Origin of the sequence: Bacillus sp. 22190 (assembly GCF_052045575.1) — a bacterium.
Taxonomy (GTDB): domain Bacteria; phylum Bacillota; class Bacilli; order Bacillales; family Bacillaceae; genus Bacillus; species Bacillus altitudinis.
Genome location: NZ_JBQEPF010000006.1, coordinates 219,265 through 234,042, shown reverse-complemented (window position 1 = coordinate 234,042; position 14,778 = coordinate 219,265). Strand labels below are relative to the sequence as shown.

General features: G+C 40.4%; 15 protein-coding genes and 1 riboswitch. Of the genes, 13 read left to right on the top strand and 2 right to left on the bottom strand.

Features of this window, described 5'->3' with window-relative positions:
* From ACTJKA_RS11070 to ACTJKA_RS11050, 5 genes are all read left to right on the top strand, one after another.
* The gene (locus tag ACTJKA_RS11070) at nucleotides 1-723 is read left to right on the top strand and encodes a response regulator transcription factor (RefSeq protein ID WP_003215596.1); all 723 of its coding nucleotides are present in this window, start codon (nucleotides 1-3) and stop codon (nucleotides 721-723) included.
* Complete coding sequence (locus ACTJKA_RS11065; protein WP_008344481.1) at nucleotides 720-2,501, top strand: ATP-binding protein; 1,782 nt, start codon at nucleotides 720-722, stop codon at nucleotides 2,499-2,501. The genes ACTJKA_RS11070 and ACTJKA_RS11065 overlap by 4 nt, the downstream gene beginning before the upstream one ends.
* A gap of 202 nt (nucleotides 2,502-2,703) precedes the next feature.
* On the top strand, nucleotides 2,704-3,264 hold the full coding sequence (gene sigX, locus ACTJKA_RS11060) for an RNA polymerase sigma factor SigX (RefSeq protein ID WP_007501006.1): 561 nt from the start codon (nucleotides 2,704-2,706) through the stop codon (nucleotides 3,262-3,264).
* Nucleotides 3,224-4,330, top strand: coding sequence for a hypothetical protein (locus tag ACTJKA_RS11055; protein ID WP_017359775.1), 1,107 nt, complete (start codon nucleotides 3,224-3,226; stop codon nucleotides 4,328-4,330). The genes sigX and ACTJKA_RS11055 overlap by 41 nt, the downstream gene beginning before the upstream one ends.
* A gap of 297 nt (nucleotides 4,331-4,627) precedes the next feature.
* Complete coding sequence (locus ACTJKA_RS11050; protein ID WP_035391628.1) at nucleotides 4,628-5,275, top strand: M23 family metallopeptidase; 648 nt, start codon at nucleotides 4,628-4,630, stop codon at nucleotides 5,273-5,275.
* A 33-nt stretch (nucleotides 5,276-5,308) separates the two neighbouring features.
* Here the strand turns inward: ACTJKA_RS11050 and serA are convergent, their stop codons facing one another.
* Nucleotides 5,309-6,883: a phosphoglycerate dehydrogenase gene (gene serA, locus ACTJKA_RS11045; RefSeq protein ID WP_052321033.1), complete on the bottom strand. Its 1,575-nt coding sequence runs from the start codon at nucleotides 6,881-6,883 to the stop codon at nucleotides 5,309-5,311.
* 287 nt (nucleotides 6,884-7,170) lie between these two features.
* Nucleotides 7,171-7,303, top strand: a riboswitch (FMN riboswitch).
* 149 nt (nucleotides 7,304-7,452) lie between these two features.
* On the opposite strand from serA, the gene ACTJKA_RS11040 reads away from it, so the two are divergent.
* Nucleotides 7,453-8,034 (top strand): ECF transporter S component, encoded by a 582-nt coding sequence (locus ACTJKA_RS11040; protein WP_008344490.1) that lies wholly within the window; start codon nucleotides 7,453-7,455, stop codon nucleotides 8,032-8,034.
* Between the two features lie 34 nt (nucleotides 8,035-8,068).
* Here ACTJKA_RS11040 and ACTJKA_RS11035 read toward each other — a convergent pair whose 3' ends face one another.
* On the bottom strand, nucleotides 8,069-8,317 hold the full coding sequence (locus ACTJKA_RS11035; RefSeq protein ID WP_008344492.1) for a ferredoxin: 249 nt from the start codon (nucleotides 8,315-8,317) through the stop codon (nucleotides 8,069-8,071).
* 268 nt (nucleotides 8,318-8,585) lie between these two features.
* Between ACTJKA_RS11035 and ACTJKA_RS11030 the strand changes: the two genes are divergently transcribed.
* From ACTJKA_RS11030 to ACTJKA_RS11000, 7 genes are all read left to right on the top strand, one after another.
* A complete protein-coding gene (locus ACTJKA_RS11030; RefSeq protein ID WP_017359772.1) occupies nucleotides 8,586-9,641 on the top strand; it encodes a helix-turn-helix domain-containing protein in 1,056 nt (351 codons plus the stop codon).
* Nucleotides 9,634-11,142 (top strand): RecQ family ATP-dependent DNA helicase, encoded by a 1,509-nt coding sequence (locus ACTJKA_RS11025; RefSeq protein ID WP_440607763.1) that lies wholly within the window; start codon nucleotides 9,634-9,636, stop codon nucleotides 11,140-11,142. Before ACTJKA_RS11030 ends, ACTJKA_RS11025 begins: the two co-directional genes overlap by 8 nt.
* Nucleotides 11,139-11,780 (top strand): CPBP family intramembrane glutamic endopeptidase, encoded by a 642-nt coding sequence (locus ACTJKA_RS11020; RefSeq protein WP_008344498.1) that lies wholly within the window; start codon nucleotides 11,139-11,141, stop codon nucleotides 11,778-11,780. The genes ACTJKA_RS11025 and ACTJKA_RS11020 overlap by 4 nt, the downstream gene beginning before the upstream one ends.
* The gene (locus tag ACTJKA_RS11015; protein ID WP_017367515.1) at nucleotides 11,725-12,486 is read left to right on the top strand and encodes a LysM peptidoglycan-binding domain-containing protein; all 762 of its coding nucleotides are present in this window, start codon (nucleotides 11,725-11,727) and stop codon (nucleotides 12,484-12,486) included. Before ACTJKA_RS11020 ends, ACTJKA_RS11015 begins: the two co-directional genes overlap by 56 nt.
* Nucleotides 12,487-12,550: 64 nt before the next feature.
* Nucleotides 12,551-13,003, top strand: coding sequence for a DUF2663 family protein (locus ACTJKA_RS11010; protein ID WP_007500988.1), 453 nt, complete (start codon nucleotides 12,551-12,553; stop codon nucleotides 13,001-13,003).
* An 87-nt stretch (nucleotides 13,004-13,090) separates the two neighbouring features.
* Nucleotides 13,091-13,879 carry a metallophosphoesterase gene (locus ACTJKA_RS11005; RefSeq protein WP_017367513.1) on the top strand — a complete coding sequence of 263 codons (789 nt, stop codon included), beginning with the start codon at nucleotides 13,091-13,093 and terminating at the stop codon, nucleotides 13,877-13,879.
* A gap of 164 nt (nucleotides 13,880-14,043) precedes the next feature.
* Nucleotides 14,044-14,622, top strand: coding sequence for a genetic competence negative regulator (locus tag ACTJKA_RS11000; protein ID WP_007500984.1), 579 nt, complete (start codon nucleotides 14,044-14,046; stop codon nucleotides 14,620-14,622).
* The last annotated feature ends 156 nt before the right edge of the window (nucleotides 14,623-14,778 follow it).

The window sequence follows — 14,778 nt, the reverse complement described above, 5'->3', positions numbered from 1 at the left end:
ATGGAACACACAACTCAAACGAAAATATTAGTCGTCGATGATGAGGCAAGAATTCGTCGCCTTTTAAAAATGTATTTAGAACGGGAAAATTATGAAATTGATGAAGCGGAAAATGGGGATGAAGCCATTCAAAAAGGACTTCAAACCGATTATGACCTCATTTTGCTTGATTTAATGATGCCTGGGACAGATGGGATTGAAGTGTGTAATCAAATCCGAGATAAAAAAGCCACACCAATTATTATGCTGACAGCAAAAGGTGAGGAAGCTAACCGTGTGCAAGGCTTTGAGGCAGGAACGGATGATTATATCGTCAAACCTTTCAGCCCGCGTGAAGTGGTTCTTCGTGTGAAAGCACTGTTAAGAAGATCGTCTCAAACGTCATACCTTAATACTGGAACAACCACAAAAGATGTTCTCGTGTTTTCTCATCTATCCATTGATCATGATGCACACCGGGTCACAGCAGATGGAAAAGAAGTCAGCCTCACGCCGAAGGAATACGAACTTTTGTACTTCTTGGCAAAAACGCCGGATAAGGTCTATGACAGGGAAAAGCTTCTCAAAGAAGTGTGGCAGTATGAATTCTTTGGGGATCTGAGAACAGTGGATACCCACGTCAAAAGGCTTCGCGAAAAACTAAATAAAGTGTCACCAGAAGCAGCGAAAAAAATCGTGACAGTATGGGGTGTCGGGTACAAATTTGAGGTCGGCGCTGAATGAAGCTGTGGAAAAGTGTCGTAGGAAAGCTATGGTTAACCATTCTTTTCCTCGTGCTCATTGTTTTATCGATTTTAACTGTGCTTCTTTTAGAGTTCATTGAGAATTACCATGTGGAAGAAGCAAAGTCTGATTTAACACAAATGGCCAACAAAGTAGCAGTCATTTTAGAAAGCCATGAGGATCAATCACTAGCAAGATCGATTACATCAGAACTAGCTGATAAATTGACAAGTATCGCGATTGTTCAAGAGGATGGACTAGAATGGTATTCGTCTGAAAAAGGCGGGAAGCTTCCTGCGATCACAAAAGAACAAATTGAAGCAGACAAAGATTTGAACAAAGCACTGACACAACGAAAAAAAATCAGTAAACGAGCTGAATCTGATACAGGCAATCAGAAGGATGAGCGCATTGTAGTAGGTGTTCCTTACGAGGCGAACGGAAAGAAAGGGATGGTCTTTCTTTCTCAATCCCTCCTCGCTGTAGAGCAGACAACAAAACATACGACGCGTTATATCTTCCTCGCAGCCGGAATTGCGATTGTGCTGACGACAATTTTCGCTTTCTTCTTATCCACTCGTGTCACCTACCCTCTCAGAAAGATGAGAGAGGGAGCACAAGATTTGGCGAAAGGGAAATTTGATACAAAGATTCCTATTTTAACGCAAGATGAAATTGGGGAACTGGCGATCGCCTTTAATCAAATGGGTAAGCAGCTTAAATTTCATATAACCGCTTTAAATCAAGAAAAAGAACATTTGTCCAACATTCTGAGCAGTATGGCAGACGGTGTCATCACGATCAATATTGATGGAACGATCCTCATGACAAATCCTCCTGCAGAAAGATTCTTGCAGGCTTGGTATTACGAGCAAAATATGAAGATCAAAGATGGGGATGAACTGCCGCCAGAAGCGCGTGAATTGTTTCATACTGCCGTCAGTACGGAAAAAGAGCAAATGATCGAAGTCACGCTGCAAGGGCGTACTTGGGTTCTTCTCATGTCTCCGCTTTATAATCAGCAAGATGTCAGAGGAGCGGTAGCGGTACTTCGCGATATGACAGAAGAGAGAAGACTGGATAAGCTAAGAAAAGACTTCATTGCAAATGTTAGTCATGAACTCCGCACACCTATTGCTATGCTCCAGGGCTATAGTGAAGCGATTGTCGATGACATTGCCGGATCTGAAGAGGAAAAGAAAGAGATTGCCCAAATTATCTATGATGAATCACTTCGAATGGGGCGTCTTGTGAATGATCTTCTCGATCTCGCACGTATGGAAGCTGGTCATATTACACTGAATCTTGAATCAACTGATACAGAAGAGCTGACTGAAAAAATTTACCGTAAATTCCTTGGAATTGCGAAAGAAAAACAAATCAACCTGACGTATGAAATTCAAGTAGAAGAACCGTATTTTGTATTTGATCCAGATAAAATAGAACAGGTTTTTACAAATCTCATCGATAATGCCATTCGTCATACACCAGAAGGCGGAGAAGTTCACTTCTCAGTTCAATCGGTGGAAAATGGGCTCAAGATGGATGTGAAAGATTCGGGAAGCGGCATTCCTGAAGAGGATCTCCCGTTTATTTTTGAACGGTTCTATAAAGCAGATAAAGCAAGAACAAGAGGACGTTCCGGTACGGGGCTGGGCCTTGCGATTGTGAAAAACATCGTAGAAGCGCATCAAGGCTCCATTCATGCACATAGTAAAGCTGGAACAGGTACTCACTTCACTTTCTATATTCCGAAAAAAAAGCAGGAACTCGTCTAATCTTGACGAAGAATCTTGTTACATGAGAAACACTTCTTTTCGAAAGAAAATGAAGTGTTTTTTCTATTTTCATATTTTTAAGGAGAAGTTAAACAAAAAGCCCTTTCCAAATTGTCGATCTTGTAATATATTTGTCATAAAGTTGTAATGTAACGTTTTGTGAGAGTCACTCGACAAAAATAAGTGAACGGAGGGGTTTCCTATGCATGAAACCTTTCAAAAAATATATGATTCGTACCATCAAGATTTGTACCAATTTTTATTTTATATGGTAAAAGATAAAAATCAGGCAGAGGATCTCGTGCAGGAGGTTTACATTCGGGTACTTCACTCATATAAAACTTTTGAAGGAAGAAGCAGCGAGAAAACATGGCTGTTTTCAATTGCAAGGCATGTGGCAATTGACTGGTTTCGCAAACAGCAAACCATCAGACAACGGGTGCTCGGCACGTTTGATTGGGATAAACAGGATGTAAAAGATCCAGACCTGCTCCCAGATGAATTGGCTGTACAGGATGAAAATATCAAAGAAATTTATGCCGCACTTGATCATTGCACCATTGATCAACGAGCCGTCATCATTTTAAGGTTTATCCAAGGCTACTCAATCATGGAGACGGCCAAGGCGCTAAAGTTCTCGGAAAGCAAAGTCAAAACAACGCAGCACCGAGGCCTGAAAGTGCTCCGAAAACATATGGAGCTTTTGAAGGAGGAGCTAGTGAATGAAAACGAACAGGTCCAATTGGAGCGAAGAACGAATTAAAGTATTACTCAGTCAGCTTCCAAAGGTGGAGGACAACCGTTCATCTAAGCAGATTTACCAGCAAATGCTGATGGCAAGCGGGAAGAAAAAGAAAAGTGCCAGATGGATCGGTCCAGCGGTCGCAACCGTTGTGGTCTTATTTATGGCGTTTTTGATTTCTCCTCATTTATTTCAGCCGGCTGCTCAAGATATAAAGAAAGTGAAAATGGACTCGAGTGCTGAAAAAGGACAGGTGAATGCTACATTAGAGGCGGTAAAAAACACAAATGATCCTTCACATGTTGCTTATGCATCTGACAAAGAAAAGTATATGACGATTTCATACATAGATGAATCGACTTCTCAAGTTGTCCCAATCAGTATTCAAAAAGAAAATAAGCATGATGATGTGCAGGCGCTTCTTGATACATACGAAAAACTGGAGCTGCCTGAAATGACAAAACCTCTTCAAGCCTATATGGATATGGTGGATGTGAGTGAAAAAGGAGATACACTGATTTTTCAGCTGAAAAATGATTTGTCTCTTGATACGTTAAAAGAAGCCAACCGTTTTAAAGACATGGTCAAAGAAACGTTAAAATGGAGCCAATATAAACAAGTACAGGTCAAGTCTGTCAATGGCTCGCACCTTCAATTAGGGACGAATGGCCGTCTTGGTACCATTTCAATTAATAAACAAACAAAGCATGCTTACTACGTTTTAGAAAATAAGAGCGGGACATTTTTGGTGCCCTCAAAAGATGATTATCCTTCTTATAAAGATGCAGTAGAGGCGATGAAGCGGGCGAATGATGCAGGACTCGATCCACTCATTAAAGAAGAGCCTATTAAAAAAGTGACATCAAAAGGTAAACATGCAACCATCACGTTTGGAGCATCAGCACAATTAACGGACTCAATTGATCATATTTTACTTATTGAAGGACTGCTGCTCACAGCGAAAGATTTCGGTTTTACAGATGTCACGATACAAAATGCAGGAACAGATCAAGTAGGCCCATATGAATTAAAAGAACCGCTAGAGGTACCGGCACTGCCAAACCCAGTTGTTATCAAAGAACGCTAAAGGACGCAACTTATTGCGTTCTCAGCGTGTAGACAAACCCTCGCATTCTTTGTCAGTCCTGCGCTCCGGTACTCACGAATGTCAAATTCGCTCTGCTCCGGTGCTCGTCCTTCCTAGACTGCAAAGGTTTTCTATCACGCTGAAAAGAAGACAAAGGGCTAAAATCAAGTTCATTTTAGCCCTTTGTCAACAATCTGAGGACGCAACTTATTGCGTTCTTTTTTCATGTATAGAAAAGGGCTTCCTTGAGGTATACTAAGCTGTCATGAAAAGAACTTCAAAGAAGGGAAGTCACTGATGAAAAGGTATTGCTACATATGTGCTAGCTGTTTCTTGTTCTTGACCTTATCACCGTTTGCCCATGCAGAGAAAACAACCGAGTGGGTGGAACCAATCAAAGGTGAAGTCACTGATTTGTTTGGGACAAGAGGTGGTTCGCATAAGGGGTTAGACATTGCTGCACCAGAAGGAGAATCCATTTTTGCTGCTAGCGAAGGTGTGGTTACTCGTTCCTATGTATCTGCTACATATGGTGAAGTTGTATTTATTCGGCATCCAAATGGATATGAAACCGTCTATGCGCATTTAAATGCGCGTTTTGTAAAGAATGGTGACCATGTACAAACAGGGCAGCCGATCGGCATCATAGGCAACACAGGCGCCTCTAGGGGCACTCATTTGCATTTTGAGGTGCACAGGGGTAATTGGTCAGTTAGTAAAGAAGATGCAGTAGATCCGCTCACAATCATTGCAAGAGATCGTTTCCAAGAGCCAGCCCTTCATGTAGATGGATATGAGAAACATACATATGTCATACAACGAGGGGACACGCTCTGGTCCATTGCTAAAGCACATCAAATGACCGTTGATCAATTGAAGAAAATCAATGCACTGACAACGCATCTCATACGGACAGGTGAACGTTTAATCGTTTCAACAAAATAAACCTCATGCTTTTGCATGAGGTTTACCATTTTTTTATAGGTCAATCAGACGTACAGAAAGAATATCGCTCACTTTAGTTAACGTTTGGACAATTTCATCTTCAAGGTGCTTGTCAAAAGAAAGCATCATGATGGCTTCGCCGCCTTTTTCTTTACGGCCTACTTGCATTGTCGCAATGTTCACATCGTGGTCGCCTAAAATCTTTCCAACTTGACCGATCACACCAGGTGCGTCAGTATGCTGAATATAGACAAGGTGTCCATCTGGGTAAAAGTCAATATTGAAACCATTAATAGAAACGACACGTTCACCTAGATGCGGGATATACGTTGCTTTTAATGTAAAGGTGGAAAGGTCACCTTTGACTTCAATGGAAATGCTGTTCTCATAGCCAGATTCGCTTGAAGAAATTTTCTCGCTAAAGCTAATGCCACGTTCTTTTGCCACCATACCTGCATTGACTTCATTTACAGTCGAATCGACACGCTCTTTCAAAAAGCCAGAAAGCAGACTTTTTGTAATAAATGATGTTTCGAGTTTTGCGATAGATCCTTCATATGAAATGCTGACTTCTTTTACAGGTTCTCTCATCGATTGAGAAACAAGACGTCCAAGTTTTCCCGCAAATTGATGATAAGGCTGGATTTTTTTGAACTCGTCTTTTGTCATCGCTGGTAGATTAATAGATGACATAACCGGGAGTCCTTTTGCAAATTGAAGAACTTCTTCAGAGACTTGTGCCGCCACATTTAATTGTGCTTCTTTTGTAGATGCACCAAGATGCGGAGTGGCAATGACGTTTGGATGATCCACAAGTGGATTCTCAGTAGGTGGTTCTACTTCAAATACATCGAGTGCAGCCCCTGCGACATGACCATTTTCAAGTGCTTCAAGAAGGTCTCGTTCGTCAATGATGCCGCCGCGTGCACAGTTCACTAGACGAACACCTTTTTTCGTTTTTGCGATTGTTTCTTTATTGAGAAGTCCTCTAGTTTCTTTTGTTAAAGGTGTATGTACCGTAATAATATCTGATACTTTAAGCACTTCATCAAGTGATTTTGCATTAACACCAATTTTTTCGGCACGTTCTTTTGTGAGGAAAGGGTCAAATACGTTGACCGTCATGCCAAATGCTCTTGCACGCTGGGCGATTTCACTTCCAATTCTGCCTAAGCCAACAATCCCAAGAGATTTTCCGTAAAGCTCAGCACCGACATATGCGCCTCTGTTCCATTCTTTTGATTTCACAGAAATATTGGCTTGAGGAATATGACGCATGAGAGATGAGATCATCGCAAACGTATGCTCTGCCGTTGAAATCGTATTCCCATTTGGTGCATTGATGACAATCACACCGTGTTTTGTCGCTTCATCAATGTCAATGTTGTCGACTCCCACACCGGCACGGCCAACAATTTTTAATGAAGTCATTTTTTCATAAAGTTCTTTTGTCACTTTTGTGGCACTTCTGACAAGTAAGGCATCAAACGTGTGTAATTCATCTTCTGCTTCTGTTACATTTTTTTGAACAATTTCAACAAAATCTGATTCTAATAGTGGTAAAAGACCATCATTGCTCATCTTATCTGAGACTAATACTCGAAACATCGTAAGATTTCCTCCTAAAATAAACGTCATAAATATCTGATAATTTACCATATTCCTTTTCACTGTGTCAATCAAATTAAAGCAGTAAAGCGAAAAAGAAAACACGAACATTTTTTAGTGTCTTGATCAAGAATGGACACCTTTAAACAAAAGATAACCAATTTTTACGCATTTGTCATTATAAATTTTAGGTTTTTTACGATTTCTTAAAACTGATGAATTTGCTCAGGATTTTTATCTGTACAAATGCTCATATATCATATATAATGATGTCGAATTGAATAATGATCAATCTTCGGGGCAGGGTGTAATTCCCTACCGGCGGTGATGAGGCATAGTCTCTAAGCCCGCGAGCCTTTTTTGGCAGGATTCGGTGTGATTCCGAAGCCGACAGTATAGTCTGGATGGGAGAAGATGGAGGTTCGTAAACGTTGAAAACATGTCTGTTTATACGTTTATTTGTGTAGCCTAAATTTCCCGCTCCTGTGTATGTATTCAGAGCGGTTTTTTTGTGGCTAAAATTGAACAATCCTCTTTTCGAAAGATTTGATCGAAAAGGAGAGAGAATATTGAATCAAAGTAAAGTAAAACGTTTAGTTGTCATCAGCATGCTTAGCAGTATCGCATTTGTATTAATGTTATTGAATTTCCCTTTCCCTGGGCTTCCTGGGTATTTAAAAATTGATTTTAGTGACATTCCTGCGATTATTGCGATTTTAATTTATGGGCCAGGTGCTGGGATTGCTGTTGAAGCTTTAAAGAATCTACTGCACTACCTCATTCATGGTAGCATGTCCGGTGTTCCTGTGGATCAAGTAGCGAATTTTACAGCAGGTGTACTATTCATCTTACCGGTGGCTTTTATTTTTAAAAAGATTAAATCAGCAAGAGGGTTAGCGTGGTCCATGATTCTCGGAACATTACTGATGACAGTCATGATGAGCATCTTAAACTATTTCTTGTTCCTTCCTGCTTATACATGGTTTTTGAATGCACCCGTCCTGTCAGATCATGTGCTAAAGGCAACCATTACAGCAGGGATCTTGCCTTTTAACCTGATTAAAGGAATCATCATCACCATCGTCTTTAGTTTCATTTTTGTCAAAATGCGTCCATGGTTTGAAAATAAACGCCGACTTCAAAATAGTTAATATAAAAAAAGCCCCTTTTAAAGGGGCTTTTATCCTATTCATGCTTAAGTGGATCACCATCGAAAGTTTCGTCCGCAACTTTAATTGAGTCAGTTGGGCAACCTTCAAATGCATCAAGCATATCTTCTTCAAGTACTTCTGGAACTTCTACAGTCCCCTGATTGTCATCAAGCGTGACAAATGCAATGCCTTCATCATCATAATCATAAATGTCTGGAGCAGCTGCACCGCATGCGCCGCAAGCAATACATGTGTCTTTGTCTACAATTGTATATTTTGCCATGTTAAAAAAATACCTCCCAGATTGTTCGATGGAACAAATGGTTTAACCTTTTTAGTTTCACCGATAAAAAACCAATTTCCTCAAACCTTATTGTAATGATTTTAAATTCACATTTCAACTGTAAAGTGATTGAGAATGCTTATCACATAAGGGTTTGTTCATAACTTTCCCCCATTAATTGAGTTTAAACATTTCTTCTTCAATGAAATCTGTTAAAATAAAGGGAGAAAATATTCGAATTTTGTCAGGAAGACAGGTGCTTTGGTCAATGACGATTCATTACTTGGATGTCATGTTGATGGACAGCGTACATAAATTGAACGGCGAACGCTCCATTAGTGCTGTCTACCATCTTTTTAAAGGAAAAAAATCATCTCAAACGATACAGGATGCAAGTTTGTTTCAGCTCTCTAGCTACTTCGGCTGCTATCCAGCTTTTACGAGGGATCAGCTGAACCGCTCTGTAAAAAGGCTGCTAGAGCAGCACTTAATCAGCAGAAAGACAGAGGATACATTCATTGCCACAGATGAAGGAATAAGTATGCTAAGTCAGCGTTTTGCTGAAAAACCGATGCCAGTTTATTTTGATGGTGCCAAGTATCATGATAAAGCAAAGGTGTTATGGATGAGGCTGTCTTTACTTGTGCAGGTCCTTTCACATCATGCAGCGAGATCACAACACTATGTGCCGATTCAAAGAGATATATCGGTTCAAAACTGGACGAAATCCTTCTTCTCGCAATATCACCAGAAGAAAAAGCTTTCTGAAGATATCCATCATGAGCTTGAAACACTTCTGGCTCATTTAACTGATCAAGAGGCACTGCTTTTTGTTTATTCATTGACTTCCAATGAAAGAATCGGACGGACGTACCAGCAAATGGCGGAATGGATGAAAGAAGATGTATGGTATGTTTACTTGCTTTTTTGGAATGTGCTCCATTATTTTATTCAATGTGCGCAAAAAGGTGAGGCACCGATCATCCAGCGAATGATAGATGATCTTCAATTCAAACGTGTGCTGACCACCTCTACCCATAAAACGCTTGAGCTTGTACAAAAAGGGTTCAGTATTGATCAGATTGCTCATATTCGTTCATTAAAAAAAGCGACAATTGAAGATCATATTGTGGAGCTCTCGATACATGAGCCGAGCTTCTCGATCGAACCATATGTCAGCAGTGAAGCTCAAAAGGCGATACATGAGGTAGCCGGTCAGCTCCAAACCAACAAGATGAAGCTGATCAAAGAAAGTCTCGAGCATTCATTTACTTATTTTCAAATACGATTGGCATTGACAAGGATGGTGAAAGCAAGTGGATAAGCTTCATCAGACGCTGATGCGATACTTTGGTTATGATGCCTTCAAAACAGGTCAGGAGGACATTATTCGAAGTGTACTTCAACAAAAAGATACGGTTGCCATGCTTCCTACTGGTGGCGGGAAGTCACTTTGTTATCAAATTCCGGGCTATTTGACAGATGGGTTAGTGCTGATCATTTCACCTCTTTTATCACTCATGGAAGATCAAGTGGAACGCATGAAAATGCGCGGTGAAAAGCGAGTGGCTGCGCTTAACAGTACACTGTCTTTTCAAGAAAGAAGACATATTATTCGGCATTTGCCATCATATAAATTTTTATTTGTCGCACCTGAGGCGCTTATGTCAGAGGTATTGTTAGAGCAGCTCAAAGCGATGCATGTGGGTCTATTCGTTGTAGATGAAGCTCACTGTATATCGGAATGGGGACATGATTTCCGCCCGGAATACTCCAAGCTTGGGGAATGGAGGGAAGCGCTCGGCAATCCTGTCGCCTTAGCACTAACGGCAACTGCAACGAAACAAACCTTAAAAGATACTGTGCAAACATTGCGGCTAGAGCATCCAGAAGTTCATATTCATTCAGTCAACCGGCCGAATATTGCACTATTAAAAGAGGCACATGAAACGAAAGAAGCAAAAGAGAAACGAGCACTGGAGCTTGTGGAAACCCTTCAAGGGCCTGGGCTGATTTATTGTCCGACCCGGCAAATGACAGAAGATATTTCACGTTTGGTGAAACAAAAAACGAATCAACGTGTAGAGTTTTATCATGGTGGAATGGAGTCAGGAGACCGCATGCTGATCCAGCAGCAATTTATCAGTGGTCAAATTGATCTCATTTGCTGTACAAGTGCTTTTGGAATGGGAATTGATAAAGCAAATATACGCTTTGTGATTCATATGAGTCCGCCTCAGTCAATTGAAGCATTTATGCAGGAAATTGGAAGAGCTGGACGGGACGGGAAAAATAGTGTGAGCGTTCTTTTATATACAGAAGAGGATGCGGATATTCAAAGTCATTTGATTCAAGCAGAAGGTTTTGATGATCCAGAAATTGATTTTTTCTTAGCCCGATTATCACACATGCCGATAAATGATGAAAAGAAATTACGTGAACAATTGATGGAAGCAGGGCTTCAGGAGACGCGCGCGCGAATGCTCTCGCATTATTACACGATGTACCAAACTGAACAGCCCCGTTTGCTCATGAAGAAGCTGAAAGAAAAGCTGCAGGATAGACAAACAGAAAAGCTAAAAAAAGTGTGGCAGTTTAAAGAGCATATCACTGGCCATCGCTGCTTTAGGCAATCTTTGTTATCATACTTTGATGAGCAGCTTGATCTAACGGAGGACGCTTCCTTTGGGAACTGCTGTTCTTCATGCGGACTTGACCTGTCTGATTACGAAAAAAAAGATCAACCATTGGAGCTGAATGAAATGAAACACTGGAAGACCGAGCTGGATCGTCTATTTCATCTGACAAAAGAGGCGCAGCATTGATTGAACAACATCGCCGTATTATTGAAAAATTAACCGATCGACAAGTAGTAGAACAGTTGTATTTTACACAGCTGCTCATGCTGATTGTCTCTTTTTTACTAGGGATGTTTATGTTTGATCATTGGACTGATTTTACAGCCCTATGGCAGATCCGAGATATGCGTATCCTGACTTACGGAATTGGCGGCGCTTTGCTTGTGATTATTGTTGACGCTATTGTCATGAAGGTGTTTCCAGCTCATATGTACGATGATGGCGGATTAAATGAAAAAATGTTCAAAAACCGCAGCATCCCGCATATTGTTTGGTTAACGCTACTCATTGCCTTTTCAGAAGAAATTTTATTTCGCGGGATCGTTCAGCAGCAATTTGGACTGGAGATTGCAAGCATTGTGTTTGCACTTCTTCACTTTCGCTACTTGTCAAAAATACTCTTGTTTATCCTTGTGGTTTCTATTAGTATTTTTTTAGGACTTTTATACGAGTGGACAGGAAATTTATTCGTTCCTGTCATGACACACTTTGTCATTGACCTAGTCTTTGCATGTCAAATTCGTTTTAAATATTGGGGGAGGGATGAACATGGAAGAAATGTCGAGAATGAAGAGAAAAAAGCAGCAGCTGACAAACATCCATGATGATGTAGAGGAAAATCTTGAAGAAGAAAAAGTGCATCCTTCAGATGACTCTCACTTTCCTACACGAGAAGATTTTCATGAATATAAAAAGCAGCGAACCAAAAAGGTGCGTAATCCATTGTTTACGACACTGGCTATTATCTTTCCTATTATTGTCGTCACGGTTTTCTTCCTGTTGATTTATTACACATCAAAGGAAATTAACGATAACAACAATCAAGGTGTTTATATTGATAAAACATCGAGTGCTGACACAGATCCAGTCCCGTCAGCACTTGTTGAAACAAAAAATGATTCAAGCGCTGACAAAGCGGATGCGTCTGATGATGAGAAGAAAAAGAAAGATGCTGATAAAGAAAAGCAGCGTTCAAAAGAAAAAGCAGAGCAAAAGAAAAAAGAACAAGCCGCTAAAGAGAAGGCTGAGCGTGAAAAGGCCGAAGCTGCAAAAAAGCGTGAGCAGCAACAGCTCGCTCTTCAAAAACAGCAGGAAGAGAAAAAGCGAAAAGAAGCAGAAGAGAAGAAGAAGCAGGAAGAAAAACCTGTTCGTGTCGTGCAGCATACTGTTGGACCAGAGGAAAACTTGTATCGAATTTCCATGAAGTATTATCAAAACCGATCAGGGGAAGAGAAAATTCGAGCTTACAATCATTTAAAAGGAAATAGCGTGTACAGCGGACAAGTATTGAATATCCCATTAGAAAATTAATATTTGACATGAATGAATCGAAAAGCACATACATATGTAGAAAAAAGGGACAAGGGTGTATGTGATGACATTGCACGCAATCAGCCGCTATATGGATCAGCCGACACAGAAAATGATTGAAACATTGATCAAAAGGAAGCGCAAATACGAGGGGTTTGCAAAACAATGCAAAAGGTGGCAATGGACAGCCCTTTTATCACTTGCGATTCTTCTGTTTTATTTTGTGATAACAGCTAATAGCGGGGGCTCCCTGCAGCCGGAAGCGATGATTGCCACATTGCTTGGCCATGAGGTGTTTCTGTTTTGGATCATGGCTGAAGTGTTTGCTTTTTACGCATCGTATTATTATAAGAAAAAAGAAGAAAAGGCTGAGGATGAATATCATAAGCTCAGATGTGAAATTATACAGAAAAGCACAGATTTATGGCCTCAATCAAATCAATGGAAAGAGCGCGAGGCCGTTTTCCACTTCATGCAGACGCAATATGATATCAATCTCTATTATGAAAGTAAATAAATGAGCAAAAGACGTTTAAACAGTTGAAACGTCTTTTTTCATTCAAGCGTCTTATAAAAGAAAGCTGATACAAGGGAGTCATTCATAATGAAATATGCCATCGGATTTACTGCTGCCATAGCGGCTGTGACAACAGGTGTGTGTGTAACAGCGAAAATGGTGAAAACGGCAAAACAAAACAACATCAAAAAGCATTACTTTACAATAGAAGGACTTCAGTCAGATCGACCTGCAGTCATTTTCTTTATTTCTGATACCCATCGCCGTCTAATTAGTGATACTTTATTAGCGGAAGTAAAAGAGCAGCAGCCTGATGTCATTATGATCGGCGGGGACTTAGCTGAAAAGGGAGTCCCTTATGCTAGAGTTGAAGAAAATGTGAAACGTTTAGCAAGGATTGCCCCGGTGTATTTTGTGTGGGGGAATAACGACCATGAGCTGCATCAGCAAAAACTCAAAGACATCCTCCATACCTATCAGGTGACGACATTGCAAAATGAGACGGCTGTGTGGAATTTTGAAGGACAGCCCATTAAAATAGGCGGAATCGATGATATCCGGCTTGAAAAAGCAGATTATGAAGCGATACGGCCGGAGTTTGTCAAAGAAGACGTGAATATCCTTTTATCACACAACCCAGATGTGCATCATTTGATGAGTGAAGAAGAGGGAATTGATCTTGTTTTGAGCGGTCATACCCATGGGGGTCAAATTCGTATTGGGAAATTTGGTCCGTATGAAAAAGGAAGAACAGGCCAAGTCAAAGGTGCTTTCTTTCTGATTAGTAATGGTTACGGAACAACAAAGATTCCGATGCGTCTTGGAGCAGAACCAGAAACCCATCTGATCTATTTAATGCCGCTAAAAACGCGCTAAGTTGATGCCCCATCAATATTTTCCATAAAAGTCACCGTAAGCATAGCTTCATGCTTGTCTTCCGTCTTGACACAGTGTAAACTGAATACAAAATTAAGAACCTATGACTCATCATCTCATATACTACAGTATGATGTGTGTTAGAAGAGGCAGGAGGGAACGTTATGCGGCTAGAGCGTCTGAATTATAATAAAATCAAAATTTTTCTCACACTAGATGATCTGACAGACCGAGGTCTTACGAAAGAAGACCTTTGGAAAGATTCGTTCAAAGTTCATCAGCTGTTTAAAGACATGATGAACGAAGCGAATCAGGAGCTCGGTTTTGAAGCGAATGGACCGATTGCTGTTGAAGTATTTTCTCTTCAGGCGCAGGGGATGGTCGTCATTGTGACAAAGAGTCAGCAGGAAGATGCTGATGATGAGTTTGATGAAGATTACATTGAGATGCAAGTCAAGCTCGACGAGAGCAAGCATGTGCTCTATCAATTTGCCTCGTTTGAAGATGTGATTCAACTGTCCCATAGTTTAAGTCGTATTGGACTTTTAGGGGGTACAGTTTACCACTATGAAGGTCAATATTTTCTCAGCCTAGATGATTTCGAAGAACTGTCTGCAGATACAGTCATTTCTATTTTAGCGGAGTTCGGTTCTCCGACGACATTAACCATTCACCGGTTAAAAGAATACGGAAAAGTGATCATGCAGGAAGATGCAGTGAAAACGATTCAACTGTATTTTTAATCACTTTTTTCTATTATATTTAATACTGTTGTGATGAAACAACAGTATTTTTTTATATCCATTTTTATATTTATAAACGCTGATATTTTATTTTGATAAAAAACGCTTTTTACCTTTGCTTTACCAGTACGAAGGTGTATACTATTGCTTGAAAGG

Excerpts from the sequence above, each read along its gene's own strand:
- ACTJKA_RS11030 (WP_017359772.1), top strand. The coding sequence starts at position 8,586 with ATGACGATTCATTACTTGGATGTCATGTTGATGGACAGCGTACATAAA.
- sigX (WP_007501006.1), top strand. The coding sequence starts at position 2,704 with ATGCATGAAACCTTTCAAAAAATATATGATTCGTACCATCAAGATTTG.
- ACTJKA_RS11010 (WP_007500988.1), top strand. The coding sequence starts at position 12,551 with ATGACATTGCACGCAATCAGCCGCTATATGGATCAGCCGACACAGAAA.
- ACTJKA_RS11035 (WP_008344492.1), bottom strand. The coding sequence starts at position 8,317 with ATGGCAAAATATACAATTGTAGACAAAGACACATGTATTGCTTGCGGC.
- ACTJKA_RS11055 (WP_017359775.1), top strand. The coding sequence starts at position 3,224 with ATGAAAACGAACAGGTCCAATTGGAGCGAAGAACGAATTAAAGTATTA.
- ACTJKA_RS11070 (WP_003215596.1), top strand. The coding sequence starts at position 1 with ATGGAACACACAACTCAAACGAAAATATTAGTCGTCGATGATGAGGCA.
- ACTJKA_RS11005 (WP_017367513.1), top strand. The coding sequence starts at position 13,091 with ATGAAATATGCCATCGGATTTACTGCTGCCATAGCGGCTGTGACAACA.
- ACTJKA_RS11065 (WP_008344481.1), top strand. The coding sequence starts at position 720 with ATGAAGCTGTGGAAAAGTGTCGTAGGAAAGCTATGGTTAACCATTCTT.
- ACTJKA_RS11050 (WP_035391628.1), top strand. The coding sequence starts at position 4,628 with ATGAAAAGGTATTGCTACATATGTGCTAGCTGTTTCTTGTTCTTGACC.
- ACTJKA_RS11000 (WP_007500984.1), top strand. The coding sequence starts at position 14,044 with ATGCGGCTAGAGCGTCTGAATTATAATAAAATCAAAATTTTTCTCACA.
- serA (WP_052321033.1), bottom strand. The coding sequence starts at position 6,883 with ATGTTTCGAGTATTAGTCTCAGATAAGATGAGCAATGATGGTCTTTTA.
- ACTJKA_RS11015 (WP_017367515.1), top strand. The coding sequence starts at position 11,725 with ATGGAAGAAATGTCGAGAATGAAGAGAAAAAAGCAGCAGCTGACAAAC.